The sequence below is a fragment of the Telluria sp. ZB2R32 genome, assembly GCF_059685715.1.
This window is the reverse complement of the sequence record NZ_JCASIG010000003.1, coordinates 553,454-579,394: the sequence shown is the minus strand read 5'-3', so window position 1 is coordinate 579,394 and position 25,941 is coordinate 553,454. Positions and strand designations below refer to the sequence as shown.

The following is a 25,941-nucleotide window of genomic DNA, read 5'->3' as shown; positions in this document are numbered from 1 at the left end:
TGCAGCAGCCCGAATCCGGGCCTTGCGAAATGTTGCCGCTCAGCAGGAATAAAGAAAGCGCGGCCATCAGCCGCGCTGTTCGTGTGTCGATCCGCCCTTACGCTTTATGCGGCAGCGGCTCCCGTCCCCTGCCCCCGGCACCCACCGCCGTGGCGATCGCCAGCGTCTGGAACAAGGCAACGCCGATGAACAGCCCGGCCGGATGGCCGCCATCCATCAGCATGCCGAACAGCACCGGGCCGACCGCCATACCGCTGTCCAGGCCCGAATAGACGACGCCGAACACGCGTCCGGTGGCGTTCGGCGGCGCCGCGGCGCGGATCAGCAGGTCGCGCGACGGACCGGCTACGCCGGTCGACAGGCCGATCGCCCCCATCACCAGCACCACCAGCGGCCCCGGTACGACCGATGCCGACAGCAGCAAGGCCAGCGCCGCGGCGAACAGGAAGCAGATCGCGATCGTGCGGTCGTGGTTGTGCGCGCGCGCCGCCAGGAAGCCGCCGGCCACCATGCCCGCCGCCGAAGACAGCATGAAGGTGGTATACGCCGTGGCCGCCGTCGCCAGCGAAATGCCGTACAGGCTGGTCAAACTCGTCGACGAAAAGGCCTGGATGCCGCCCAGCGCCACCGAGGTCAGGAAGAAGAAGCCGAAGCACATCCAGACCGCGGGCAGGCGCAGGAAGCCGAACGCGCTGGCGCCGGCCTCTCCACCCTTGGGCACCGTGGCTGCGTTCGGCAATACGGCGCGGTTCAGGAACAGCACCAGCAGCATCACGGAGGGAATCGCGCTGGCGGCCAGCAGCGCCACCCGCCAGCTCGACAGCGTGGCGACGCCGGCCAGGAAGATAGGCGCCGTCGCCCAGCCGATGTTGCCAGCGATGCCGTGCACCGAAAACGCATAGGCCAGGCGCTCCTTGCTCACGCCATGGTTCAGCAGCGTGTAGCCGGCCGGGTGGAACACGGCGTTGCCGCAACCGGCGATAAACGAGCCCAGCAACAGCATCGCATAGCTCGGCGCCGACGCCAGCACCAGCGCGCCCACGCCCAGCAGGGCATGGCCGGCGAACAGCACGCGGCGCGCGCCGATGCGGTCGACCACGAAGCCCGACAAGGCTTGGCCGATGCCGGAAATGACGAAGAACACCGTCATCAACAGCCCGAGCTCGGAGTAGGACAAGCTAAAGGCTTCCTTCAGCCAGGGAAACAGACCGGCCAGGATCAGGTGGAAGAAGTGCGACACCCCATGCGAGGTGCCGACCAGGCCGATCACGCGCGCATCCTGGCGCAGGCTCGTTGAGTTCATGGTTATTGTTGTGGAAAGCGAAAGGAACCAGTGTAGTCAAAACGGCGCGGGTTTGCTGGTGCGGCAAATTTCGGGAAGCCTGTAGAGGCGGCGTACCGTAGGGCGGGCATGCCCGCCTGTTCGTACCGATGCATGCCGCATGGCGACGGAGGACGGTGCGGCGTGCATGAGCGGGAGGCGGGCATGCCGGCCCTACACGAAAAAAGGGGCGCATCGCTGCGCCCCTCCCTGTGTCAACCAAGCCGCCTTACTTCGCCAGTTCCACCTGCGCCTGCTCGCCAAAGACCAGCTGCCCGCCGCGCACGCGCACGGGAATCGTATCCTTCGGCCCGAAGCGGCCCGACAGGATCGCCTTCGACAGCGGATTTTCGATCTGCTGCTGGATCGCGCGTTTCAATGGACGGGCGCCGTAGACCGGGTCGAATCCGGCTTCGGCGATCTTCTGCAGCGCGTCCTCGTCGAGGTCGAGCGTCATTTCCATCTTCGCCAGGCGCTCTTCCAGGCCGCGCAGCTGGATGCGGGCAATCGCACCGATGTTCTTCTCGTCGAGCGCATGGAATACGACGATGTCGTCGATCCGGTTGATGAACTCGGGACGGAAATGTCCGCGCACCTCGGCCATCACGGCCAGCTTCACTACCGCCGGCTCGTCGGTGTCCATCGACTGGATCTTGTGCGAACCCAGGTTCGAGGTCATCACGATCACCGTGTTCTTGAAGTCGACGGTGCGGCCCTGGCCGTCGGTCATGCGGCCATCGTCGAGCACCTGCAGCAGCACGTTGAACACGTCCGGGTGCGCCTTTTCGATCTCATCGAGCAGGATTACGCTGTACGGCTTCCTGCGCACGGCTTCGGTCAGGTAACCGCCCTCTTCATAGCCGACATAGCCCGGCGGCGCGCCGATCAGCCGCGCAACCGAGTGCTTCTCCATGAATTCGCTCATGTCGATGCGGATCATCGATTCCTCGGTATCGAACAGGAAGCTGGCCAAGGCCTTGCACAGCTCGGTCTTGCCGACGCCCGTCGGGCCCAGGAACATGAACGAACCGTACGGGCGGTTCGGGTCGGACAGGCCGGCGCGCGAACGGCGGATCGCATCCGACACCGCCTCGATCGCCTCGTCCTGGCCCACCACGCGCTCGTGCAGCTTTTCTTCGATGTGCAGCAGCTTGTCGCGCTCCCCCTGCATCATGCGCGAGACGGGAATGCCGGTCGCGCGCGAGACCACTTCGGCGATTTCCTCGGCGCCGACTTGCGTGCGCAGCAGTTTCGGTTTCGCGGCCTCGCCGTCGTCCTGGCCGGCCGCTTCTTCCGCATGCTTCAACTGCGCTTCGAGTTCCGGCAGGCGGCCATACTGCAGTTCGGAAACCTGCTGCCAGTTCGACTGGCGCTTGGCCTCTTCCATCTGGTGGCGCAGGCGCTCGATCTCTTCCTTGATGTGGGTGGTACCCTGCACCGCCGCCTTTTCCGACTTCAGGATCTCTTCGAAGTCGTTGTACTCGCGCTCGAGGCGGGCGATTTCTTCGCCGATCAGCTCGAGGCGGCGCAGCGAGGCTTCGTCGGTTTCCTTGCGCACCGCTTCGCGCTCGATCTTCAGCTGGATCAGGCGGCGTTCGAGCTTGTCCATGACTTCCGGCTTGGAGTCGATTTCGATCTTGATCTTCGAGGCGGCCTCGTCGATCAGGTCGATGGCTTTATCCGGCAGGAAGCGGTCGCTGATGTAGCGGTGCGACAGCTCGGCCGCGGCGATGATGGCCGGGTCGGTGATCTCGACCTTGTGGTGCAACTCGTACTTTTCCTGCAGCCCGCGCAGGATGGCGATCGTCGCCTCGACGCTCGGCTCGTCGACGATGATCTTCTGGAAGCGGCGCTCGAGGGCGGCATCCTTTTCCACGTACTTGCGGTATTCGTCGAGCGTGGTCGCGCCGACGCAATGCAGCTCGCCGCGCGCCAGGGCGGGTTTCAGCATGTTGCCGGCGTCCATCGCGCCTTCGGCCTTGCCGGCGCCGACCATGGTGTGGATCTCGTCGATGAAGACGATGGTCTGGCCCTCGTCCTGCGCCAGTTCCTTCAGCACCGATTTCAGGCGCTCTTCGAATTCGCCGCGGTACTTGGCGCCTGCCAGCAGGGCCGCCATGTCGAGCGAGAGGACGCGTTTGCCCTTGAGGGAATCGGGCACTTCGCCGTTGACGATGCGCTGGGCCAGGCCTTCGACGATCGCCGTCTTGCCCACGCCCGGTTCGCCGATCAGCACCGGGTTGTTCTTGGTACGGCGCTGCAGCACCTGGATCGCGCGGCGGATCTCGTCGTCGCGGCCGATGACCGGGTCGAGCTTGCCGAGACGGGCGCGTTCGGTCAGGTCGAGCGTGTATTTTTTGAGCGCTTCGCGCTGGCCTTCGGCGTCCTGCGAGTTGACGTTTTCGCCGCCGCGCACGGCGGCAATCGCCGACTCCAGCGATTTACGCGCCAGGCCGTGTTCGCGCGCCAGGCGGCCGGCGTCGGATTTGTCTTCGGTCAGCGCCAGCAGCACCATCTCGCTCGACAGGAACTGGTCGCCGCGCTTTTGCGATTCGCGATCGGCCAGGTTCAGCAGCGACACCAGATCGCGCCCTACCTGCGTTTCGCCGCCGGTGCCGGACACCTTGGGCAGGCGCTCGAGGCCGCTCTTCAACCCATTCGTCAGCGCGCCGACGTTCACCCCGGCGCGCTGCAGCAGCGAGTGCGCGCCGCCGTCGTCCTGGTTCAGCAGGGCGACGAGCAGGTGGACCGGTTCGATGTACTGGTTGTCGTTGCCGACCGCCAGGCTCTGGGCATCGGCCAGCGCTTCCTGGAGTTTGGTCGTTAACTTGTCTTGCCGCATAATTTTGCTCCTAGTGAGTGTTCTTAGCTAGGAAACAAAATTGGGATGGACGCATCCTATTTCAAGATGCGCCCGTGCGGCGGTAGGGCTTATCCTACGTTACAGGATGTCAGGTCTGGTCGAACGCAGGCGCCTTCGGCTCGATGGCGCCCAGGTCGCGCACGTTCTTCTGCACCGCCACCACGGCAAACAGGCTCAGCACGAAGGCCATCGTATAAAACCCTTTTTCGCTTGGCTGCAGCGTGGCATTCCACAGGCCGATCGTCAGCAGCGCAATCACCGCGAACAGCGAGAACCAGCACAGCGAAAAATACAGGCCGGTAACTGGAATCCCCTCGCTGCGGTCGCGCACCGATTTCTGCAGCGAGATGGCGGCGAACAGGCCATACAGCAGCAGGCTCAGGTAGTAACCCTTTTCGTTGAGCTGCATCTGCGCGTTCCACAAACCCCACAGGAAAGCCGCAGCGCCGATGCACAGCGCGGCCCAGGATGCGCCGACGAAGGCGGCGGTCGGTCGTTGAACGGTGGTCATGGCGGGCTCCGGTTAGTTGTCAGGCGGAAATCTTATCACTGGAAGTTACGGGATGGTTGCGAAACTGCAGGAGTAGCGGTTGGCGGTACTCGGGGTTTTGTAGGGTGGACTTCGTCCACGCGGTGATACGCGCCGGCGAGATCGTCGAGCACGACAACGGAGCCAATACGTATCACCGCGTGGGCGGAGCCCACCCTACACAACCGGTATGCATGTACCGGCGTACAAGTTACCCGCGCAATGCCCGCCAGGTGGCAAAACCCGCCATGCACAGCAGGATCGAACCGACCAGGTGCAGCAATGTATGCGCCAGCGCCCAGCCGTAGTCGCCGCGCTGCAAGAGCGCGACCGACTCGCCGGAGAAGCTGGAAAAGGTCGTCAGGCCGCCGAGGAAACCGGTGACGATGAACAGGCGCCACTCGGGTGTGAGGTGCGGATGGGCCGTGAAAAAACCCAGCGCGATGCCGATCAGGTAACCGCCGACCAGGTTGGCCGCCAGCGTGCCGGCCTGCACGTGGGCATGCACGCTGCTCAGCCAGATGCCCAGGCCCCAGCGCAGCCAGGCGCCGATTGCCGCCCCTGCCCCGACCGCCAGCCAGCTCATTTCACACACTCGCCCATTTGGCCTTGGCGCTGTCGTCGCTGATGCGGGCGTCGACCCAGCGCGCGCCCTCTGGTGTCTGCTCTTTCTTCCAGAACGGCGCGTCGGTCTTCAGGTAATCGATGATGAATTCGCAGGCGGCAAAGGCTTCGCCGCGGTGCGCCGCGCTCGCCGCCACCAGCACGATCTGCTCCAGCGGCGCCAGCGGGCCGACGCGGTGGATTACCAGCGCGTTGTAGAGCGGCCAGCGCGCGCTGGCTTGTGCGACGATGTCTTCCAGCGCGCGTTCGGTCATGCCCGGATAGTGTTCCAGTTCCATCTCGGAGACCGAGGCGCCATCGTTCATGTCGCGCACCGTGCCGACGAAGCTGACCACGGCGCCGACGCGGGCGTCGCCCGCGCGCAGCTGCGCCAGTTCATGGCCGAGGTCGAAGTCCCCGGCCTGTACCCGAACCGTAGTCATTTACCCTCCCGCGCCGCACGCATCAACAATTGCTCGATACGGTGTGCGGTGCGCGCGTCGACCAGCGCCGGCAGCGCGCACAGCGCGTGCAAGGCGGTATGCCGTCCGGCCGGCTTGTTGCCCGCCTTGAGGGTCGACTGCAGCGCCTCGACTTGCAATTTGAGGCGGTCGCGCGCGAACTCGGCGCCGCTGTCGATGCCGGCCGCCACTTCCTGGCGCAGCAGTTCGGCCAGCAGGGTCGGACGGTTGGCCGCCAGGAGGCGCGCGTAGCCGTTGCGGTCGGTGTCGAGTGCATTCAGGGCCGCCTCGAAGCGGGCGTCGAGGGTCGGGTCGTATTCGGGGCCGGCCGGCAGCAGCGCCGTCCAGCGCGCGCGCCAGTCGGCGGCCGAAATGGTCTGTTCCGGCTGGGCCAGGGAATCCTCGAGTTCCTGGCAGGCGCGCAGCTTGTCGCGCAGCGCGCCTGCCAGCGCCAGGCCGGCGGCGCGGCGCGACAGGTCGGCGTGGTGCTGCACCCTGGCCACCGCCTCGTGATAGCGCTTCTCGACGCGTGCCTCGTGGGCGCGCGGCACCGGGCCGATCGCCTGCCATTCGTGGGCGGCGTCGCGCAGCAGCCTGGGGGCGCTGGCGGCGGTGGCCTCGGGCGCGGCCGCTTCCAGGCGCGCGCTGATCGCTTCCTTGGCCGCTTCGTGGGCGCGCCGTTCGATGTCGGCTGCATGCGCGGTTTCCTTGCGCCGCGCGAACAGGTCGTCGCAGGCAGCGCGGAAGCGTTGCCACAGCGCCTGCTCGGCCTTGCGTTCGAGCGGCAGCGCGCGCGCATGTTCCTGCCAGCGCGCCTGGATGTCGCGCAGGTGGTCGACCGCATGGCGGTCGTGCGGATCGATGGCCAGCACTTCGTCGATCAGTTCCTCGCGCCCCGCCACCTCGGCCTTGCGCTGCTCTTCCAGCGGGCCTTGCAACGTGGTGAGCGCCGCGCCGAACAGGGTGTCGAGGCGCTTCTTGTCCTTGCGGTCGATCGCGCCGAGATGGCTCCAGGCCAGGCGCAGGCGCTGCACCGTGCCGGCCACGTGCTTCCAGTCGGCTTCGCCCGATTCCAGGCGCGCAATCTCGGCAGTGGCTTCCTGCACGATCGCCTCCCCTTTCGCCGCGTTCGCGTGGCGCTCGTCGGCCAGGTGGCGGAAGTGGGCCGCCGCCGGCGCATAGGCCACCGTGCAGGCGTGGTCGAAGCGTTCCCACAGGCTTTTCGGCGCTGCGCCCGACAGGCTGTCGAGCGCCTTCCAGCGCTCGCGCATGCTGCCGACCTTTTTCGCCAGTTCCGCCATCGCCAGGTTCTGGGTCGGCAGCGCTTCCACGGTCTTGATCAACTCTTCGCGCGAAACATTGCCGCCCCAGCGCGCCCAGTCCGACAGGCGTTTCAATTCGGCGCGCAGGTGGGCCAGGCGGTCGGCCTGGGGCGCGCTCAGGCGCATGCCCTTGCTCTTGGTTTCCTTCAGTACCTTGTCGAGTTCGGCCGCGTGCGCGAGCGAACCCTGTTGCAGGGCCGCTTCCAGGGCGTCCATGTTGTCGATGAAGGCCTGGTCGGCGCCTTTGGCCGGCTTGGCGGCCCGGGCTTCGACGCCAGGGGTGTCAGTCCCGGGCGCGCGACGCTCGCCTTCAGGCTGGCCGGCGCCACGCGCGGCCTGGGGCGCACTCGCCGCCTTGCGCACCGGCTGCGGCAGGCTCGCCAGCAGCGCCTCGAAGCGTGCGTGCAATGCGGTGCCGGATGGGCCTTCCGGCAGCGGCGGCAGTTTTTGCCAAGCCTTGCGCAAAGTCTCGGCATTCAGCTCGGCAACCGGCTGCCCCTGCCATTCCGTCAACGCCGCTTCATGCGCGGCCAGCGCCGCCTGCGACTGTGCAAGCGTGGCCAGCGCGCCCGAAACTCGGGCATGTTCGGAGGCAAATTCCGCCACCAGCGAGCGCGGCAGCGACGTGCGTTCGGGCGCCGCCAGGGCGGCTCCCTGCTCGGCCTGCATCGTGTCCAGGCGCGCGGCCATCTCGGCCGCATTCAAGCCTTCGGTCTCGAGCCGGCGCAAGGCGCTCAAGCGGTCGATCATGGCGCGCTGCAATTGCACCTGCGCTTCCAGGCGTTCGCCCAGCCCTGCCCGCACCGGTGCGTATTCGTCCTGCAATTCGGGGGCGGCGATGATGGCCCATTTGCGGTCGAGGTCGGCGACCTGGTTCGGCGTCAGGTGTTCGTCCGCCAGCAGCGCGCGCGCCTGGGCCAGCGTGGCCTGGCCGCGCGCCAGTTCGGCGTCGTGGTGGCGGATGGCGTCGAGGCGTGCCTGCATCAGCTTGGCGACGCGGCGGTCGGTATTGCGGATCGCGCCGTGCACGCGCTCGAGCGCGGCGCGGCTGTGGACCAGCTCGGCGGCGGCGAGGCGCAACTCGGAGAATTCGCACTGGAGGATGAAGTCGACGGCACGCGCTTCGTCGCCGCCCAGGTTCTTCAGCTGCTCGGCCTGCCCTTCGCGTACGGCGGACGGCACACGTGCCGCCGCGGCGCCAGCCTGGGCGCCGGCGCCACGCTTGTTCGATGGACCGCCCGCCTCAGCGGACGGCGCTGCGGCCGCGGCCGGTGCAGCCGGGAGCGGCGCTTTCGCACCGCGTCCATTGTCCGTCTTGCCGCGCTGGCGCTTGAATAGGAATTCGAACATAAGAGAATCGCACTTGCAAAACCCCCATCATAGCAAAGAACCATGACCGATCTTTCTGGCGTGCCCGGCGCGGGAGCACGATGTTGCGATGGCAACCTTGCTAGTGCACGTAATACGCCGCGATCCCTTGCCGATGAGCATGTTCAGCCCGGCTGGCGCGGCCCGCCGGCGGCGGTACGCGGCCGCGGTGCTCTTCGAGGTAGGCGTCGTGCGCCAGCATTTGATTGGCCACCGCGAACCAGGCATCGCCGGCAATGATCGAACGCGCGATCGGAAACAGTTCGCGTTCCTCGCGGTCGAAACGCAGTGCGAGCGCGGCGCAGAAGCGCTCGACGGCCAGGCAGAAGGCATCGACGCTGTCGCTATCGTCGATGCTGCCGGCGGCCAGGCGGCAGGCGCTGCCGAGCGCATCGGCGGCGCTGCGGCTGAGCAGGTCGAGCTCGCACAGCAGCGGTTCGGCGCCGGCCCCGGCACGGCACAGCGCCGGCAGCAGGAAACGGTCGAGCTTGCGGCCCTGGCAGGCTTCGTACAGGCGGCGCAAGGTATCGCATACATAAGCGGCCTGGCCCTCGGTCAGCGCCTTTTTCTGGGCATAGCTTTTCTGAACGAGTTGCTGCACAGAATGCAGGCTGACCCGCATACTGGTTTGTTCCACGGAAAGCGCGACGAGGGTGTAGGTCGCTGTCAGCATGGTGTCTCCTCTCGGCATCGTCAGCACGAGCACATGCTCCGCAGGGGAACACGGCAGGCTGGACGCTATGGTTTTTGGACAGGCCGGGCGGATGTTTTTCTTCTCTTCGGCCTGAAGGAAGGTGTAGTTTACGGACCGCCACCCTTGCGACTTTGATCTCGATCAAATTCGGGGGATACGGCCGCGCTGCCCGCGTCAACCGCCTCCCGCCCCATGCGTTGCGGCTGAGATAACCATTTTCACTCGTACTGCAGGGCAACTCACCAGCGCGCGCGATAGTCTTCGGCCAGGCCCGCCAGCCCGGTCACCGGGTGGCGCGCCGCGCCCGCGCCCGGCCGGACCCAGCCGTCGAAGCGGCCCACGTGCTGGCGCATGCGGCTGCTTGCCACCAGCAATTGCTTGTCGTCGCAGCGCGTGCCTTCGGGGGTAAAGCACAGGTCGAGCAGGCCGTCGTCCGTGCGCATGGCCCAGCAGCCGCCGGGTTCGACCTCCACCTGCAACGCGCCCAGCGGCAACAGTTGGCCTTCGAACCAGAGCGCATTCTCGGCGTCGCCGAAATACCCGCTTTGCAGGTTCAGCCCAAGCCCGGCGCTGTGCGCGGAGATCCAGCGCCAGGCCGTGCGCCGGCCCAGCAGGCCATTCGAAAAGTCGTAACTGGCGACGCCGCCGTCGAGCCGGTAACGGCGCCCACCGGCCTCGACCTGCCCTCGCAGGGCCAGGCCGGGCGACTTTTGCGTGCTGTGCACGCTGCCGCCGTCGAGCGCCGGCCCGATCGCCAGCAGGCGCGGACCGTCTCCGGCGTAATCGGCATCGATGCGAAAGCGGCCGGCGCGCAGCAGCAGGCGGTGGCCATGGGCGCCGTCGGACGCGATGGCAATGCGCCGTCCCGGCAGCGCGAAACTGGCGCCCTCGGCCACGGTGGCGCCGACCGTCGCCGTGATGCCGGCCACGCCCAGCGGCGAGACGGCGGCGACCACGCGGCGCTCGCGCCGGTCAAACGCATACGCGAAGCAGGTATTGCTCCAGCCGACGTCGACGATCGCCACGCCGCAAAACAGTTCGTCGGTGACCAGCGCCACGAAATGCCAGCGCTTGTGGTGCAGGCGCCGCCACAGTGGATTGCGCGCCTGCGGCGGGGCGAGGCGCGCCCAGCCCGGCGCACCGGCCAGGCCCTGGTAGCGCCCAAAGCGCGCCAGCCCGTTCGGGCCGACGGCGTCTGGCGGGGCCGGCGGCAAATTCATGCGGCGGCAGCCACGGGCTCGGCGCCGAGCAGCGCGGCCAGCCGCACCTTGACCTCGGCCGGCTCGGTGCGCACGACACGTATCTGCGGACACCCGTGCCAGCGCGCGCAGCGCAGCACGGCGCCGGCCACGTCGCGCAGCAAGCCATCGCCGATGCGCACGCCGGCTTCGAACAACACGGCCTTGAGTTCGAACTCGCCCGCGCGCCGGTGCGCCTTGGCGTCGATCCGGCCGACCAGCGCGCCGCGGCGCAGCAGCGGCAGCGTGAAATAACCGTAGCGGCGTTTCGGCGCCGGCGTATAGCACTCGAGGCGATAGTCGAAACCGAACAGTTCGAGGGCGCGGCGCCGGTCCCACACCACCGGGTCGAAGGGCGACAGGATGGTGGTCAGCGTCGGCGTCAGCGCGCCGGCGGCGGCCTGCTGCGCCAGGTCGAGGTGGTCCGGATGGATGTAGACCGGATCGTCCCAGCCGGCCACGCGCGCGCGCAGCAGCAAACCCTCAGCGGCCAGCCGCGCCGGATCGACGTGGGGACGGCGGGTACGGTGGTAATCGGGTATCCAGCCGGCGCGCGCCAGGCCCAGCGCGCGCACGGCGCGCAGGGCGAAGGTGCGCTGGACCTCGGACAGCGCCGGCATGCGCGCGTCGTCCCACTCCGGCAGCACGCGCTCGGCCAGGTCGTACACGCGCTGGAAGTTGTGGCGGCGCGCGATCATCAGCGCGCCCGCCGTGAACAGGACTTCGAGCGAGCGCTTTTCCGGTTTCCACTGCCACCAACCTCCGGCCTTGCCGTCGCTGCGCTCGAAATCGGATGCGCGCACCGGGCCGTTGGTGCGGATGTGGGCCAGCAAGGCCGCCACGTCGCCGGCGCGCTCGCGCATCCAGGTCGCCGAATACTTCCAGCCCATCGCGCCTGGGTCGAGCATGCGGTGGCGGTACAGGCCGTAATCTTCGCGCGGGATGAAACAGGCTTCGTGGGCCCAGTATTCGAACAGCTTGCCTGCGCCCAGCGCATCGTCGAGCCAGGCCGGCGGGTAATCGCCGAGCCGGCTCCACAAGACCAGGTAGGGACTGCGCGCGACGACGCTGATTGTGTCAATTTGCAACACTCCCATGCGGCGGATCGCCTCCGGCACGTCGCCCAGGGCGGCCTTGCGGCGGCGCGGCTGCAGCAGTCCCTGGGCCGCCAGGTGCAGGGCGCGCGCGGCGCCGATGGAGAGAGTTAATTCGCTCATGTAAATATTCTAATGAGGTTTCAATAAGCAACGCCATCGCTGCCGGATTTTTTTTGAACGCGCCGCCCAGCTGCGCTATAGTGCAGCCGATCCCACCTTCCCTTTTCCATATCCGCATGCGGCTGCTGCATACTTCCGACTGGCACCTCGGCCAGACCCTGCACAATTACGACCGGACCTACGAACACCAGTGCTTCCTCGACTGGCTGCTCGACACGATCGTCGACGAAGGCGCCGACGCGCTCCTGATCGCGGGCGACATTTTCGACAACGCCAATCCCTCGTCCGCCGCCCAGCGCCAGCTGTACCACTTTCTGCAGCGCGCCAGGGCGCGCGCGCCGCAGCTGCAGATCGTCGTCATCGCCGGCAACCACGATTCGCCGGGGCGGCTGGAAGCACCAGGGCCGCTGCTGGAAGCGCACGGTACAGTCGTGATCGGCAACGTGGTGCGCAACCGCGAGGGTGCGATCGACCTCGAACGCCTGCTCGTGCCGCTGCGTGGTAAGGAAGGTGCAATCGAGGCCTGGTGCCTGGGCGTGCCTTTCCTGCGCCCCGGCGACGTGCCCAAGGCGGAAGTCGAGGGCGACGCCTACCTGAACGGCATCGCCCTGCTCTACCAACAGGCCTTCGCGCTGGCGCAGGCGCGGCGCGAAGCGCACCAGGCGATCCTCGCCATGGGTCACTGCCACATGGTCGACGGCCAGTCCTCGATCGACTCCGAGCGGCGCATCGTCATCGGCGGCACCGAAGCGCTGCCGGCCTCGATGTTCGCGCCCGAGATCGCGTATGCGGCCCTCGGCCACCTTCACCTGGCCCAGCGCGTCGGCAAGAAAGACCACCTGCGCTATTCCGGCAGCCCGTTGCCGCTCTCGTTCGCCGAGGTCGGCTACCAGCACCAGGTGCTGCGCATCGACCTCGATGGCCCGGTGGCGAAGGAAGTCACGCCCCTGCTGGTGCCGCGCGCGGTCGACCTGCTGCGGGTGCCGCCCAAGCCAGCGCCGCTGCCGGAAGTGCTGGCCGCTCTGGACGCGTTGCAGCTCGACCCGGACCTGCCGCCGCAATGCCGCCCCTACCTCGAAGTGCGGGTGCTGCTCGACGGCCCCGAACCGAGCCTGCGCGCGCAGGTGGAAGCGGCGATCGCCGGCAAGCCGGTGCGGCTGGCGAAGATCGAACCGACCCGCAAGACCGTCACGCGCGAAGACGGGGCCGATGCCCTGACGCTCGACCAGCTGGCCCAGCTGCAGCCGGACGACATCTTCCGCCGCCTGTGGCAGCAACGCTTCGGCGAGGATGCGCCGAACGAGCAATTGACGGCCTTTGCCGAACTGATGCTGCCCGGCGACGCGGAGCGCGCATGAAGATCCTGCGTATTGCGGGACGCAACCTGGCGTCCCTGGCCGGGGACTTTTGCGTCGATTTCGAGAGCGAACCGCTGGCCTCATCCGGCCTGTTCGCCATCTGCGGCCCGACCGGCGCCGGCAAGAGCACCCTGCTCGACGCCCTCTGCCTGGCCTTGTATGGCAACACGCCGCGCCTGCAGGGAAGGAGCAGCCGCGGCGCCCTGCCCGACGCCGGCGGCGAATCCGTCTCGACCACGGACGCGCGCAACCTGCTGCGCCGCGGTTCGGCCGAAGGGTACGCCGAAGTCGACTTCGTCGGCAACGACGGCGTGCATTACCGCGCGCGCTGGAGCGTGCGCCGTTCGCGCAACAAGGTCAGCGGTTTGCTGCAAGCCTCGAACATGACCTTGCACCGCCTGCCCGAGATGGTGGCCCTGGGCGGCACCAAGACCGAGGCCCAACTTGAAATCGCGGCGCGCATCGGCCTGTCGTTCGAGCAGTTCACGCGCTCGGTGCTGCTGGCGCAGAACGAGTTCTCGGCCTTTTTGAAAACCGACGAGAACGAACGCGGCGAGTTGTTGGAGACGCTGACCGGCAGCGCCGTCTACAGCGAAATCTCGAAGCGCGCCTTCGAGCGCTACAAGCAGGAACAGGATGTGGTGCGCCGTTTGACCGCGCGCCTGGCCGACCAGGCTCCACTGACCCAGGAAGCACGCGCCGAACTCGACGCCGAGCGCGCCGCGGCGGAGGTGGCGCTGCAGGCGGTCGACGTGCGCCGCGCCTTGCTGGAAGCGCAGCTGCGCTGGCACCAGGAACGCGAACGCCTGCGCCTGAGCGAAGCGCAGGCCGAAAGCCTGCTGCTGGAAGCGCGCACGCAGGCCGACAACGCGGGGGAGCGGCGCGTGCGCCTGGCCACGCTGGACGCGGTGCAGGCGGCGCGTCCGCTGATGGCGGAACTGGCGCGCCTGGATGCCGAACGCGCGCAGCTGGAAGCGACGCTGGCGAACGGCCAGGGCGAGCTGGCGCGTGCAGTCGATGCCGCACGCCTGGCGCAGCAGGAAGTACAGGCCGCAACAACGGCGCTGGAAACGGCCGAAGCCGCGCAACTGGACGCCGCCGCCCAGCTCGACGCGGCCAAGGCGCTCGACGCCACCATCGGTACCCTAGCCGCAGCCCACGCGCAGCTGGCGGGCCGGCGCGACGTTACCGCTGCCGAAGCGCTACGCACGCGCGGCATCCTGGCTGACGCCGATGCCCGCCTCGCACAAACACGCGACGCCGCCACACGCAGCGCCGACTGGCTCGCCGCGCACCGCCAGCACGAAGCGCTGGCCACCGGATGGCCGCAGTGGGACAAGCTGTTCAATAGCGCCGCGCAGGCCGCCGGCGCCGAGGCCGCCAACCTGGCCGCGCTGGCGAAAACCGAGCGCGCCCGCGTAAATGCCGCTGCGACGCTGGAAGCGGCCCTCGATACGGCCGAACGCGCCAGCGCGCGCATCGCCGAACTCGACACCGCGCGCGCGGCCGCCGCGACCGCGCTGGCCGGCTTCGACCTCGATGCCCTGCACGACGAACGCCAGGGACTCGAAGCACGGCGCGAAGCCCTGGGCGCCGCCGCCCGCATCGCCAAGGGCTTGCAAGCCGCGCGCGAACACCTGGCGCGGATCGATGCCGAGATCGAACGCACACGGGCAGCACGCGCCGCCGCCGAGGCGGCGCTGGCCGCTGCTGTAGCAGCGGCGCCCTTGCTGGCGAGCGCCGCCGCCCAGGCCGAACAGGCCCTCGCCGCCGCCGAACTGGCGGTCGCCGGGAACGTCGAAGACTTGCGCAGCGCGCTGGTGGACGGCGAACCCTGCCCGGTGTGCGGCAGCGAAGCCCATCCTTACGCGCACCAGGACGCGCGCCTGCATGCGGTGTTCGACACCTTGCGTGCCCAGGTGGGCGAGCGCCGCGCCGCGGTGCAGGACAATTTGAGTGACCAGGCCACGCGCCGCGCCCAGCTGGCGGCCGCCGGCGAACGGCTGGCGGCGCTGGGCGAGGAACGGGCGACGCTGCTGGACGACATCGGCGAACTCGATGCCAGCTGGCGCGCCAATCCGGTGGCAAACGATGCCCCGCCCGAGGGCGAGCGCAAGCCCTGGTTCGAGCCGCAAACGAACGCCGTGCGCGAAGCGCTGCTCGCCGTCGAGGCACGCCAGGGCGCCGCGCGCCGCGCCGCGCAAGCGCGCGAGGCGGCGCAAACCGCCTTCGATGCCGGCAATGCCGAACACGTGCGCGCACGCGAACTGGCCCAGAACGTGCGCACTTCGCTGGCGACGCTGGAACTCGAACACAAGGGTTTCAGCGCCCAGCTCGAACGCGACCGCGCAACGCTGGAAGCCCTGCTGGCCGAACTCGACCCGGTGCTGGCGGAATCCGTGGGCGACGGCTGGCAGGACGCCTGGCGCCGCAATCCGGCACAGTGGCAGGCGGCGCGCGCGGCGCAGGCGAAGGCATGGACGGCGCAATCTGCCCAGCTGGCCGAGCAGCGCTTCGCGCTGGCCACGCTGGAAGCGGCCCAGCGCGAAGCGTCCGTGCGCGCCGAGCACGCGGTCACCGCGGCCGCCGCGGCCGAGGAAGCGTTCGCGCGCAGCGAAGCCGAACTGCGCGAACGGCGCCAGTCGCGCGCCGCGCTGTTCGACGGCCGCGCCGTGGGCGAGGTCGAGCAGGCCCTGCGCCGCACAGTGACGGGCGCACGCGAAACGCTGGCCGCGCGCCAGGCCGCGGCCGGTGAAGCGGCACAGCGCGAAACCCGGGTGCGCAGCACCTTGACCCAGGCCCAGGAACGCATCGGCACCCTGCAGGACGACGCGCGCGACGCCGGCGAACGCCTGGCCGGCTGGATCGAAGACTACGCCACCGATCACGGCGAACTCGAACCCGTGGAAAACCAGGCGCAACTGGCGGGCCTGCTTGCCGTCGGCGCCAACTGGCTGGCCGGCGAACGGGCGGCACTGGCCGAACTCGACGCAGCCCTGGCCCGGGCCGCCGCCGTGCTCGCCGAGCGCAGGACCCAGCGCGACATGCATGAACAGAGCGCTGCGCCGGATGGCGCCATGCAGGACGGTGCAGCGGTCGCCGATGCCTTGGCGGCGGTGCTGGAAGAGCGCAGCGCCGTACACGAACGCGCCACCGCCCTGCGCCTGCAGGCGGCGCAAGACGACGCGCGCCGGGAGAAGGCCCAGTCGATGCTGGCCGAGATCGAGCGCCAGCAGGCGATCGAAGCGCGCTGGGGCCGGCTGTCGGAGCTGATCGGCTCGGCCGACGGCAAGAAGTTCCGCAACTACGCCCAGCAATTCACGCTCGACGTCCTGCTCGGCTACGCCAACAGCCACCTGAACCAGCTGGCGCGGCGCTACCGCCTGGAACGCGTCGACAACGCCGGCGCGCCGTCGCTGGCGCTGATGGTGCGCGACCAGGACATGGGCGGCGAAATCCGTTCGGTCAATTCGCTCTCCGGCGGCGAATCCTTCCTGGTCTCGCTGGCGCTGGCGCTCGGCCTGGCCTCGCTGTCGTCGAACCGGGTGCGGGTCGAGTCGCTGTTCATCGACGAAGGGTTTGGCTCGCTCGACAGCGATACGCTGGGCGTGGCGATGGATGCGCTCGATGCGCTGCAGTCGATGGGACGCAAGGTTGGCGTGATCTCGCACGTGCAGGAGATGACGGAGCGGATCGCGGCCAAGATCCAGGTACGGCCGGCGGGCGGGGGCAGCAGCGCGGTGAGCGTGGGGGTTTGAGCTTGCGACGTACGTGTAAGGTGCGCGGCTAACCCTTCTTCCGGTAGCGGAACTGCGGCAGGTGCGCCGCGCACGCGTTCAACGGTCGGGAAATCCGTCGCGATGTTTCAGCTTGCGGTTGAACGCGTGGGCGGCGTTCAGAGCTGGGGACGGGCTGGCTTCCAGGTACAGCCGCCCACCTTACGGGTCTGTGCGTCTTGACAGCCGGGGTTTGCGGGGCTCGGTTCGCCATTGTTGGTTAGTTACATAATCGTGTGCGATTGGCGTAAGGACGCCGTGAGCGCCCATCGCCCGCTCACACAGCGTTGTACAATGACGCCCTTTGTATTCACCACGCACCTACCCATGAAACCCGCCCGCACCCTCACCTTCAAATGCGCCAAGTGCGCCAAACCCGTCACCGTCTACCTGCAGAAAGTCTCGGCCTGCTCGCACATCCAGCCTTACCAGGGCATTTGCGGCTGCGGCGAAGTGAAACGCCATGCGACCGGCAACGCCGACGCCGTGAAATCGTTCATCGAGTCGGCCGACGGCAACTGGCATCACCATCATTGATATGACGCGCATCGAATGGGTTGAAAACGGCGAGTCGCGTTCGGCGCTGTGGCGTTCGGAGAGCGGCTGGCCGGCGCCGAAAAAGGTGGTGATCGCCGACGACACCATGACGGCCGATGCGGCGTACCGGCTGGCGCTGGACGGCACCGCCCTGCTCTGGCGCGGCGATTTCCAGAATGCGCGCCAGCTGGTGCAGGCGCTGGCGCGCCGCATCGACCACAAGCCGGCGCGCGCCAAGCGCATCAAGGCCGGCGCGACGCCGCCCACGCTGACCGAACAGTTCCACCGCCACCGCCTGGCGCAACTGCAGCGCGCGCGTACGCTGGCGATGCTCTTGATCCCCTTCGATGCCGATTACACGATCCCGCTGCGGCGCGCGCCCGACGTGCGCCAGGCCTGCAACGAAGCGTATGGCGCCGCGACCGAAGCGTTCGTGGTCTCGCTGCGCGAGCTGCTCGGTCTGATCGGGGCGCACGAATGGCGCAGCAAGGGCGTGCCGATTGCGGCGCTGGACGATCGCATCCACCCCTGGTACGGCGTGTTCTCGCCGGTGCGCGGCGAGTACGTCGAGCTGGTGGCGCAGGCGCCGCTGCCGCAGAAAACCGACCTCGCCTTCGACATCGGCGCCGGTACCGGCGTGTTATCAAGCGTGCTGGCGCGGCGCGGCCTGCGCCGCGTCGTCGCTACCGACATGGATGCACGCGCCCTCGGCTGCGCGCGCGAGAACATCGCGCGCCTCGGACTCGATGCGCAGGTCGAGATCGTCGAGGCCGACCTGTTCCCGCAAGGCCAGGCCGACCTGGTGGTTTGCAATCCGCCCTGGCTGCCGGGCAAGCCGAGTTCGGCGATCGAATACGCGATCTACGATCCGGACAGCCGCATGCTGCGCGGTTTCCTCAACGGTTTGAAGGCGCACCTGGCGCCGGGCGGCGAAGGCTGGCTGGTCCTGTCGGACTTCGCCGAGCATCTGGGCCTGCGCACGCGCGAGCAGCTGGTCGGATGGATCGCGGCCGCCGGTTTGGAAGTTGCCGGCCGCCACGACGTGCGTCCGACCCACGCGAAGGCGCAGGATGCGGACGATCCGCTGCACGGGGCGCGGGCCCGGGAAGTGACCTCGCTGTGGCGTTTGCGCGCCGCCTGAATCCATATCCACTCGCCGATTTGCATTCTGGCGCACCCCGCAGTACAATAGCGCTGCGGGGTGGAGCAGTCTGGCAGCTCGTCGGGCTCATAACCCGAAGGTCACAGGTTCAAATCCTGTCCCCGCAACCAAACACTAGATTCAGACAAGCCCGACTCTCGTAGCCGGGCTTTTGTTTTTGGGCCAGCGACGCCGGATGAGAGACAAGAAAGACAACGCGACGATCGACCTGCCGGGTTTCGAACCGGCCGCCCCGCTCGACAGCGGTTCCGTCGAGGCTGCGGTCGATCACACAGTTGAACGCAAGCGCACTCCCCGTCCACGCCGCACCGGCATGAAGCAGGAACAGATTTCCCTGCTCGAAGAAACCGACACTACCGGCCTGCCAGTCTGGCGCCGCGACGACAACCTTGATCTGACCGGCTTGCCGGTCTGGGCGCCGGCTCCATAACCGGTTTTCCGGCTGGAGGCCGCATGACCACACCATTTTCCGCGCTGCCGCTGGCACCGCAATTCCTCGCCAATCTCGATACGCTCGGCTACCACGCCATGACGCCGATCCAGGCCGCCAGCCTGCCGTCCGTGCTGCAGGGACGCGACCTGATCGCGCAGGCGAAAACCGGCAGCGGCAAGACCGCCGCCTTCGGCATCGGCCTGCTGCAAAAACTCAATCCGGCCTGGTTCGCGGTCCAGGGACTCGTCATGTGCCCGACGCGCGAACTGGCCGACCAGGTCGCGGGCGAACTGCGCCGCCTGGCGCGCGGCGTCGGCAACGTCAAGATCCTGACGCTCACGGGCGGCGTGTCGATGCGTCCGCAGATCGCTTCGCTCGAACACGGCGCCCACATCGTGGTCGGCACGCCGGGCCGCATCCGCGACCACCTGGGCCGCGCGACGATCGACCTGTCGAAAGTGCAGACCCTGGTGCTCGACGAAGCGGACCGCATGACCGACATGGGTTTCTACGACGAGATCGCCGGCATCGTCTCGGCCTGCCCGCAGCGGCGCCAGACCCTGCTGTTCTCGGCGACCTACCCGGACGACATCCGCCACGCCACCGCCGGCTTCCTCAACGACCCGGTCGAGATCGCGGTCGAGAGCCAGCACGACGCATCGAAGATCGAGCAGCGCTTCTATGAAGTCGGCTTCGACAACCGCGACGACGCCGTGGCGCGCCTGCTGCGCCACTACAAGCCGGTGTCGACCCTCGCCTTCTGCAACACCAAGGCGCACTGCCGCGAACTGGCCGACTCGCTGCGCGACCAGGGCTTCTCGGCGCTCGCCCTGTACGGAGAGCTCGAGCAGCGCGAGCGCGACGAGATCCTGATCCTGTTCGCCAACCGCAGCTGCTCGGTGCTGGTGGCAACCGACGTCGCCGCGCGCGGCCTCGACATCGCCAACCTGGAAGCGGTGATCAACGTCGACGTCTCGAAGGACGCCGAAGTGCACGTGCACCGCATTGGCCGCACCGGCCGCGGCGAAGAGACGGGCCTGGCCTTGTCGCTGTGCGCGCCGAACGAAAAGAAATGGGTGCGCGCGATCGAGGAATACCAGGACGCCCCGGTGTCCTGGTACAAGCTCGACGACCTGGGCGACTCGGTGCTGCCGGCCGAACCGGCGCCGATGTCCACGCTCATCATCGCCGGCGGCAAGAAGGACAAGCTGCGTCCGGGCGACGTGCTCGGCGCCCTGACCGGCGACGCGGGACTGCTGAAGGACCAGGTTGGCAAGATCAACGTCACCGAATTCCAGACCTATGTCGCCATCGCCCGCGACGTGGCCGACGCCGCTTACCGCAAGCTCAACGCCGGCAACAAGCTCGGGCCGGAATTCGGCAGCTTCAAGGGCCGCAGCTTCAAGATGCGCTTCCTCGACGTCTGATCCACTTCCATGCCGCGCACGCTTGATTCAATAGCGGCGCAGTTGCGGTAAATCTGGCATAGTTTTGCTAAAAATAAACGTTTAGCACAATGACCAGCCAACATACAACGATCTATACGCCGTTCGCGGACGGGCGCCCGGTGCGCGACATCGTCGAGCACACGCCGGCTTTGGTAGACGAGGCCTGGTGCCGCAACCTGCTGCGCCACACCCTCGATTCCCTCGAACGGCAATACGCGACCGGGGCGCCGCACCGCCCCATCACGCCCGAGTCGCTGGTGATGCTGGCCAATGGCGACGCCTTGCTGATGCCCGCGGCAGAAGCGCCGGACACTGCGCCGAACGCATCTTCGTCCCCTTCCGCCGACCTGCACGCGCTGGCGCTGGTCCTCCATTACGCGATCACGGCCGAGCTGCCGCCGGAAGGGCCGCTCGGCCCGCGCCTGTACGACAATTACAGTGATCAATTGACCAAAGGGCTGGACTGCTGCCTGGGGCCGAACCGGCGCCTGCGCCCGCAGTCGGTGGACGACATGCGCGCCCTGCTCGGCCTCGAGGCCGGGTCGGGCGACGTGGTCGTGCCGGCGCCCGCTGCGCAGGAACCGGCCGTGGCTGCGGCGGCGCCTGTGGAAGCGTCAGCCGCGTCCGAAGCACCGATCGACACGACGCCGGCGCCCGGCGATTTCGCGGCTCCGGCCAGTGTTCCGGCGCCAACCGCAAACCCGGTGCCGGAACCGCTCAGCCTGCGCGAACGCACCGAATCCGGCATGCTGCGCAAACCTGCCAGCGAGGATGGCGCGGCGGCGAATGCGCCGCGTCCGGAAAAAATCGCCCCGGCTCCCCTGCAAGAGCGCATCGAACCGGCCCAGGCTGCACCGCGCAAGCCGTCCGCAGCAATTCCCCCGGGTGCCCCGGGCAACGTGCGGGCCGCCACGCAACCAGCAAAAGCCCGCGGCAACCGCGCCCAGCGCTGGGGCATGATCGCGGGCGCGGCGATCGTCGTGCTGGCAGCCGGCGGCGCCCTCGTCTCCTATATGAACCAGAACGATGCGCGCGACCTGGTGCCGCTGACCCTGCCGTCGGCCGAGCGTGCCGCGACAGGGCTCGCCGGCAGCGAAACGGTCATGGCGCCGCCTTCGGCCTCGTCCGCCGCCTCACCTGTCACCCCCGCAACCGACCAGCCCGCCGGTCCGCAGCCGGCCGACAGCGAACTCGACGCGACCACGGGCGCGGCGCCCGACACCGCCCCGGAGGCCGTGGCGCCGGCGCCACCTCCCACTCAGGCAACATCCACCGAGGCGGTCGCCGACGGCACCACCTACAAACTCCTGATCAAACCCTGGGCGACCGTGTATGTCGACGGCATCGAGCGCGGCGTCAGTCCGCCGATCAAGCGCCTGACCTTGCCGCCCGGCCGCCACACGATCCGGATCGCCAATCCGAACTTCGCCGAGCACACCATCACGGTCGATGCCGGCGCGCGCGAAACGGCGACCATCGCCTACGATTTCAGGGCTCCGGCTCGCTAAGGAGGCTGCCATGTCAACATTCCATCCTCCGCGCCTGCTGGCAACGCTGCTGTGCGCGGGCCTGCTGGCCGGTTGCGCCGAGATGGCGCCGCTGTTCGAGCGCAATCCCGAACGCAACCATCCGCGCGTGAGCGCGCGCAGTGCCACCCAGGACGAGTCACGCCCGCGCGCCGAGAGCCGCACCGACACCCAGTCGGCACGCGAACAGGCTGCCCTGCGCGACGGCATCCGCCTGTATCACGATGGGGATTTCGATGGGGCCATCAAGCGGCTCGGTTCGAACGACATCCGCGCCAACGCGCCGGCGCGCGTGCGGGTGACGGCGCTGAAATACCAGGCCTTCAGCTACTGCGTGACCTCGCGCCCGAAGCAGTGCGAGCAGGCATTCGAGCGCGCCTTGAAGATCGACCCCGGCTTCTCGCTGGAAGCGGGCGAACAGGGACATCCGCTGTGGGGCCCGGCCTTTGAACGGGCCAAGCGCGGCTAAACGAAGTACGGCACCAACATTTGTTGGTGCCGGCAAACAATTGTTTAAGCCTTGATGTTGACCGAACCCGGGAAGGCCGGTGCGCGGCGCCGCTTCGACGCCTGCTCGTAGGCATAGGCCATGCCGATCAGGGTCGCTTCGCTATAGGCGCCGCCGACGAACGAGATGCCGACCGGTAGTCCGCGCGCAAAACCGGCCGGCACCGTGATGTGCGGGTAGCCGGCCACCGCCGCCGGCGACGAGAAGCTCATGCCGTAGTGGTCGCCATTGATGTAATCGGTCAGCCAGGCCAGGCCACCGGTCGGCGCCACCAGCGCGTCCAGCTTTTCTTCGCGCAGGATCTTGTCGATGCCCTCTTCGCGCGAATAGCGGCGGTTGTTGGCCAGCGCCTCGCGGTAGGCCTTGCCCTCCAGCCCTTCCTTCTCCTGCGCCGCGATCAGGTGTTCCTGGCCGAAAAACGGCATTTCGCGAGACGCGTTCCTGTCGTTGAATGCGATCACGTCGGCCATGTTCCTGACCGGCGCATGCGGGGCGTAGCCGGCCAGGTAAGCGGCCAGGTCGGGCTTGAATTCGGACAGCAGCACTTCGACTTCGGTTTCGTTGTACTTGTCGGTGTTCGGCAGCTTGACGTCGACCAGGATCGCGCCTTGCGCCTTCAACACCGCCAATTCCTTCTCGACGACTTCGTCGACGGCCGTGCTGCCGCCAAAGAAATTGCGCGCCACGCCGATGCGCTTGCCGCGCAAGCCGTCGAGGCGCAGGGCCGCCGCATAGTCGGCGATCTTGCCCTGGCTTTCTTTCGTCACCGCATCGTCGTTGTCGATGCCGGTCATGGCGGCCAGCATCAGGGCGGCATCGGCCACGCTGCGCGTCATTGGGCCGGCGGTATCTTGCGAGTGGGCGATCGGGATGATGCCGCTGCGGCTGACCAGGCCCAGGGTCGGTTTCAGGCCGACGATGCCGCAGCTCGAACTCGGCGACACGATCGAGCCGTCGGTCTCGGTGCCGACCGCCAGCGTGGCCAGGCTGGCGGCGATCGCCGCGCCGGAACCGGAACTCGAGCCGCTGGTGTTGCGGTCGAGCGCGTGGGGATTTTTGGTCTGGCCGCCGCGGCCGCTCCAGCCGCTGACCGAGTGGGTCGAGCGCATGTTGGCCCACTCCGACAAGTTGGTCTTGCCGATGATGACGGCGCCGGCCGCGCGCAGGCGCTCGGCAACGAAGGCGTCGCGGGTGGCGCGCACGCCGTCCAGGGCCAGCGAGCCGGCGCTGGTGCTCATCTTGTCGCCGGTGGCGATGTTATCCTTCAGCAAGACCGGGATGCCGTGCAGCGGACCGCGCAACTTGCCGGCCGCGCGTTCGCGGTCGAGCTCGGCAGCAATGGTGAGGGCATCGGGATTGAGTTCGATGACGGAATTCAGGCGCGGACCGGCCTTGTCGACGGCGGCGATGCGCGCCAGGTAACGCCTGACCAGCTGCTGCGAGCTGAGCTTGCCGGCCGCCATGGCCGCGCCCTGCTCGCGCACGCCGGCGTCGAGCAGGTTGTCGAGTGCAACGCCTTTCGGCATCGCCGCGGCGCTTGCCTGCGCCACCGCGCCGGCCATTGCGCCGGCGGCCACACCGAGTCGAACGAAATCCCTGCGATCCATGCTGCTCTCCACTGTTATTTTAGTAAAGCAATAGCATAGCAGTGCTTTCTGTCCAGCACCATTTGCACAGGAATGTCGGGACGAAAAAAAACGCTGCCGGCAAAGGGCAGCGTTTTTTCGTACCAGCTCGTCGATCAGTGACGGCTTAGTTACGTACCACGCGCTTGTATTCGTTGGTGCGGGTATCGATCTCGATGGTGTCGTCCTGGCTCACGAACAGCGGCACCATGACGATGTGCTGGTGGGCTTCGATGGCGTTCTCGATCTTGGCTTCTTTCAGGACGTTGCCCGAGGTGTTGCCCTTGACCGCTGGCTCCGAGTAGATGACCTGGCGTGCGATCGTCGTCGGCAGTTCGACCGAGATGGCCTTGCCGTCATAGAACACGGCTTCGCATTCCATACCGTCTTTCAGGTAATGCAGCGCGTCGCCCAGGTTTTCTTCTTCGATTTCGAACTGGTTGTACTCTTCGTCCATGAAGACGTACAGTGGATCGGCGAAGTACGAGTAGGTCACCGGCTTCTTGTCCAGCACGACGACGTCGAACTTGTCATCGCCACGGAACACGTTTTCCAGCGGAGCGTTGGTCAGAAGATTCTTCATCTTCCACTTGTAGGTGAAGCCCGTGCGGCTCGAGCCGTTGACATCGGAACGCAGCACGATAAAAGGCTTCTCATCAACCATGATGATGTTGCCGACACGGATCTCTTTTGCGGGTTTCATAGGAGTCTGAGTATTCTAAAAAGGGGTTGCAGTAACCGGGCATGATATCACGTAACCCGGGCCGTGCCTATCGAAGTGAAGTGGCAATGTGAGTAGCAAATGCGAGCAGGTTCGATGCAAGGTCGCCATTGCCCTCCATCTCTTTCCGCCACGCCTCGGAGCGGGCGGCGAGGACGGCCGCGTCACCTTGCAACGCCGACCACAGGGCGGGCCAGTCGGCGTCTGCCGTTGCGGCGCCGTTCCAGTGCAGCATGAACGCGTCGAGGCTGCCGACGTCCGGCGCATAGCGCCCCAGGAAGGCGCGCAGTTTCTTGTGGTGCAGGTTCTCGTCTTGCGGATAGATGTGCCAGACGAACGGTTTACCGGCCCACTGGGCGCGCACCCAGGAATCCTCGCCGCGCACCAGGTTCAGGTCGCAGGCCCACAGCAGGCGGTCGTAGTCGGGCTGGGGCACGAAGGGCAGCACGCGCACGGTCAGCATGCCGCGCGTGGCCACGGCGCCTGCGACTGCCTCCGTACCGAGAAACGCGGCGACCGCACCGGCGGCAACGCCTTCGGGAACCAGGCAAGTCACCTTGCGCTCGCCACCCTGCCAGGCCGCGAACAGTTCGGCGACCGGCGCGTGCGGATAACAGAACAGCGAGACTTTACAGGCATCGATTTCGGCATCGGCCAGGCCGAGTCCCTGCAGAAAGGCCTGCACCCTCCCCGGCTCGGCGAGGAAGGCCAGGCGTTCCCGCTCGAGCGTCGCTTCGCGCAGCAGGCCGCCGGTATGGGCGGTGAAGCCGGGGAAAAAGAAATGCTTGGTCAGCTTCAGGCGTGGGTGCATCGACGGCAGCTGGTGACAACCCTCGACCCACTCTTCCGCCGTCAAGCCTTCCAGGTTCAGCCAGACCGGCCGCGGCGTGCGCGCCGCCATCGCTTCGACGTAACCCGGCGGAATATCGCAGGCGAAAAATTCGATGACGATGTCGGCGACCTCGGCCGGGCTGAATTCACCGTCCTGGCCACACCAGTGGCGCACCGCGACGCCGGCGACGGTCTGCACTGCCGCCGCGATATCCACGTCGGGACAGATGCGGCGGAAGCTGGCCAGGTCGTCGACCCAGAGCGTCACCGCCACGCCATGCTCGCCATGCAGTTGGCGCGCGAGGCGCCAGCAGATGCCGATGTCGCCGTAGTTGTCGACGACCTTGCAGAAAATGGCGAGCGATGGGGAGGTGGACATGGTACGACCGAATAAAAAGGG

The 25,941-nt window shown here is 67.6% G+C and carries 20 protein-coding genes and 1 tRNA gene; 9 read left to right on the top strand and 12 right to left on the bottom strand.

Annotation, left to right across the window (positions count from 1 at the left end; genetic code table 11):
• Window positions 1–97: 97 nt before the first annotated feature.
• The 9 genes from AC56LG_RS11995 to AC56LG_RS11955 form a co-directional block, all read right to left on the bottom strand.
• A complete protein-coding gene (locus tag AC56LG_RS11995) occupies window positions 98–1,303 on the bottom strand; it encodes an MFS transporter (protein ID WP_497166321.1) in 1,206 nt (401 codons plus the stop codon).
• A gap of 247 nt (window positions 1,304–1,550) precedes the next feature.
• On the bottom strand, window positions 1,551–4,163 hold the full coding sequence (gene clpB / locus AC56LG_RS11990) for an ATP-dependent chaperone ClpB (RefSeq protein ID WP_497166320.1): 2,613 nt from the start codon (window positions 4,161–4,163) through the stop codon (window positions 1,551–1,553).
• 109 nt (window positions 4,164–4,272) lie between these two features.
• Window positions 4,273–4,695 carry an inner membrane protein YiaA gene (gene yiaA / locus AC56LG_RS11985; RefSeq protein ID WP_497166319.1) on the bottom strand — a complete coding sequence of 141 codons (423 nt, stop codon included), beginning with the start codon at window positions 4,693–4,695 and terminating at the stop codon, window positions 4,273–4,275.
• 229 nt (window positions 4,696–4,924) lie between these two features.
• Window positions 4,925–5,299: a fluoride efflux transporter CrcB gene (gene crcB, locus AC56LG_RS11980; protein WP_497166318.1), complete on the bottom strand. Its 375-nt coding sequence runs from the start codon at window positions 5,297–5,299 to the stop codon at window positions 4,925–4,927.
• A 1-nt stretch (window position 5,300) separates the two neighbouring features.
• Window positions 5,301–5,759, bottom strand: a complete 459-nt coding sequence (gene moaE, locus AC56LG_RS11975) for a molybdopterin synthase catalytic subunit MoaE (RefSeq protein WP_497166317.1) — start codon at window positions 5,757–5,759, stop codon at window positions 5,301–5,303.
• On the bottom strand, window positions 5,756–8,449 hold the full coding sequence (locus AC56LG_RS11970) for a DUF349 domain-containing protein (RefSeq protein WP_497166316.1): 2,694 nt from the start codon (window positions 8,447–8,449) through the stop codon (window positions 5,756–5,758). Before AC56LG_RS11970 ends, moaE begins: the two co-directional genes overlap by 4 nt.
• A gap of 100 nt (window positions 8,450–8,549) precedes the next feature.
• A complete protein-coding gene (locus AC56LG_RS11965; RefSeq protein WP_497166315.1) occupies window positions 8,550–9,140 on the bottom strand; it encodes a hypothetical protein in 591 nt (196 codons plus the stop codon).
• A gap of 260 nt (window positions 9,141–9,400) precedes the next feature.
• A complete protein-coding gene (locus AC56LG_RS11960; RefSeq protein WP_497166314.1) occupies window positions 9,401–10,381 on the bottom strand; it encodes a DUF2804 domain-containing protein in 981 nt (326 codons plus the stop codon).
• Window positions 10,378–11,616, bottom strand: coding sequence for a winged helix-turn-helix domain-containing protein (locus AC56LG_RS11955; protein WP_497166313.1), 1,239 nt, complete (start codon window positions 11,614–11,616; stop codon window positions 10,378–10,380). The genes AC56LG_RS11960 and AC56LG_RS11955 overlap by 4 nt, the downstream gene beginning before the upstream one ends.
• Window positions 11,617–11,732: 116 nt before the next feature.
• Here AC56LG_RS11955 and AC56LG_RS11950 point away from each other — a divergent pair, with 116 nt between their 5' ends.
• From AC56LG_RS11950 to AC56LG_RS11910, 9 genes are all read left to right on the top strand, one after another.
• On the top strand, window positions 11,733–12,974 hold the full coding sequence (locus tag AC56LG_RS11950; protein WP_497166312.1) for an exonuclease SbcCD subunit D C-terminal domain-containing protein: 1,242 nt from the start codon (window positions 11,733–11,735) through the stop codon (window positions 12,972–12,974).
• Window positions 12,971–16,732, top strand: coding sequence for an AAA family ATPase (locus AC56LG_RS11945; protein WP_497166311.1), 3,762 nt, complete (start codon window positions 12,971–12,973; stop codon window positions 16,730–16,732). The genes AC56LG_RS11950 and AC56LG_RS11945 overlap by 4 nt, the downstream gene beginning before the upstream one ends.
• A 345-nt stretch (window positions 16,733–17,077) precedes the next feature.
• Window positions 17,078–17,287, top strand: a complete 210-nt coding sequence (locus tag AC56LG_RS11940; RefSeq protein ID WP_497166310.1) for a hypothetical protein — start codon at window positions 17,078–17,080, stop codon at window positions 17,285–17,287.
• Between the two features lies 1 nt (window position 17,288).
• A complete protein-coding gene (locus tag AC56LG_RS11935) occupies window positions 17,289–18,428 on the top strand; it encodes a methyltransferase (RefSeq protein WP_497166309.1) in 1,140 nt (379 codons plus the stop codon).
• Window positions 18,429–18,482: 54 nt separating this feature from the next.
• Window positions 18,483–18,559, top strand: a tRNA-Met gene (locus AC56LG_RS11930).
• A 65-nt stretch (window positions 18,560–18,624) separates the two neighbouring features.
• Window positions 18,625–18,879, top strand: coding sequence for a hypothetical protein (locus AC56LG_RS11925; RefSeq protein ID WP_497166308.1), 255 nt, complete (start codon window positions 18,625–18,627; stop codon window positions 18,877–18,879).
• 23 nt (window positions 18,880–18,902) lie between these two features.
• Entirely contained in the window at window positions 18,903–20,309 is a 1,407-nt protein-coding gene (dbpA, locus tag AC56LG_RS11920) for an ATP-dependent RNA helicase DbpA (RefSeq protein WP_497166307.1), read from the top strand.
• A gap of 89 nt (window positions 20,310–20,398) precedes the next feature.
• Window positions 20,399–21,838: a PEGA domain-containing protein gene (locus AC56LG_RS11915; RefSeq protein ID WP_497166306.1), complete on the top strand. Its 1,440-nt coding sequence runs from the start codon at window positions 20,399–20,401 to the stop codon at window positions 21,836–21,838.
• A gap of 10 nt (window positions 21,839–21,848) precedes the next feature.
• Complete coding sequence (locus AC56LG_RS11910; protein WP_497166305.1) at window positions 21,849–22,325, top strand: TssQ family T6SS-associated lipoprotein; 477 nt, start codon at window positions 21,849–21,851, stop codon at window positions 22,323–22,325.
• Window positions 22,326–22,369: 44 nt separating this feature from the next.
• Here AC56LG_RS11910 and AC56LG_RS11905 read toward each other — a convergent pair whose 3' ends face one another.
• The 3 genes from AC56LG_RS11905 to earP all read right to left on the bottom strand — a co-directional run bounded on the left by AC56LG_RS11905 (window position 22,370) and on the right by earP (window position 25,920).
• The gene (locus AC56LG_RS11905) at window positions 22,370–23,971 is read right to left on the bottom strand and encodes an amidase (RefSeq protein WP_497166304.1); all 1,602 of its coding nucleotides are present in this window, start codon (window positions 23,969–23,971) and stop codon (window positions 22,370–22,372) included.
• A 145-nt stretch (window positions 23,972–24,116) separates the two neighbouring features.
• Window positions 24,117–24,692 (bottom strand): elongation factor P, encoded by a 576-nt coding sequence (locus tag AC56LG_RS11900; protein ID WP_192052358.1) that lies wholly within the window; start codon window positions 24,690–24,692, stop codon window positions 24,117–24,119.
• A 67-nt stretch (window positions 24,693–24,759) separates the two neighbouring features.
• A complete protein-coding gene (gene earP / locus AC56LG_RS11895; protein WP_497166303.1) occupies window positions 24,760–25,920 on the bottom strand; it encodes an elongation factor P maturation arginine rhamnosyltransferase EarP in 1,161 nt (386 codons plus the stop codon).
• Between the last annotated feature and the right edge of the window lie 21 nt (window positions 25,921–25,941).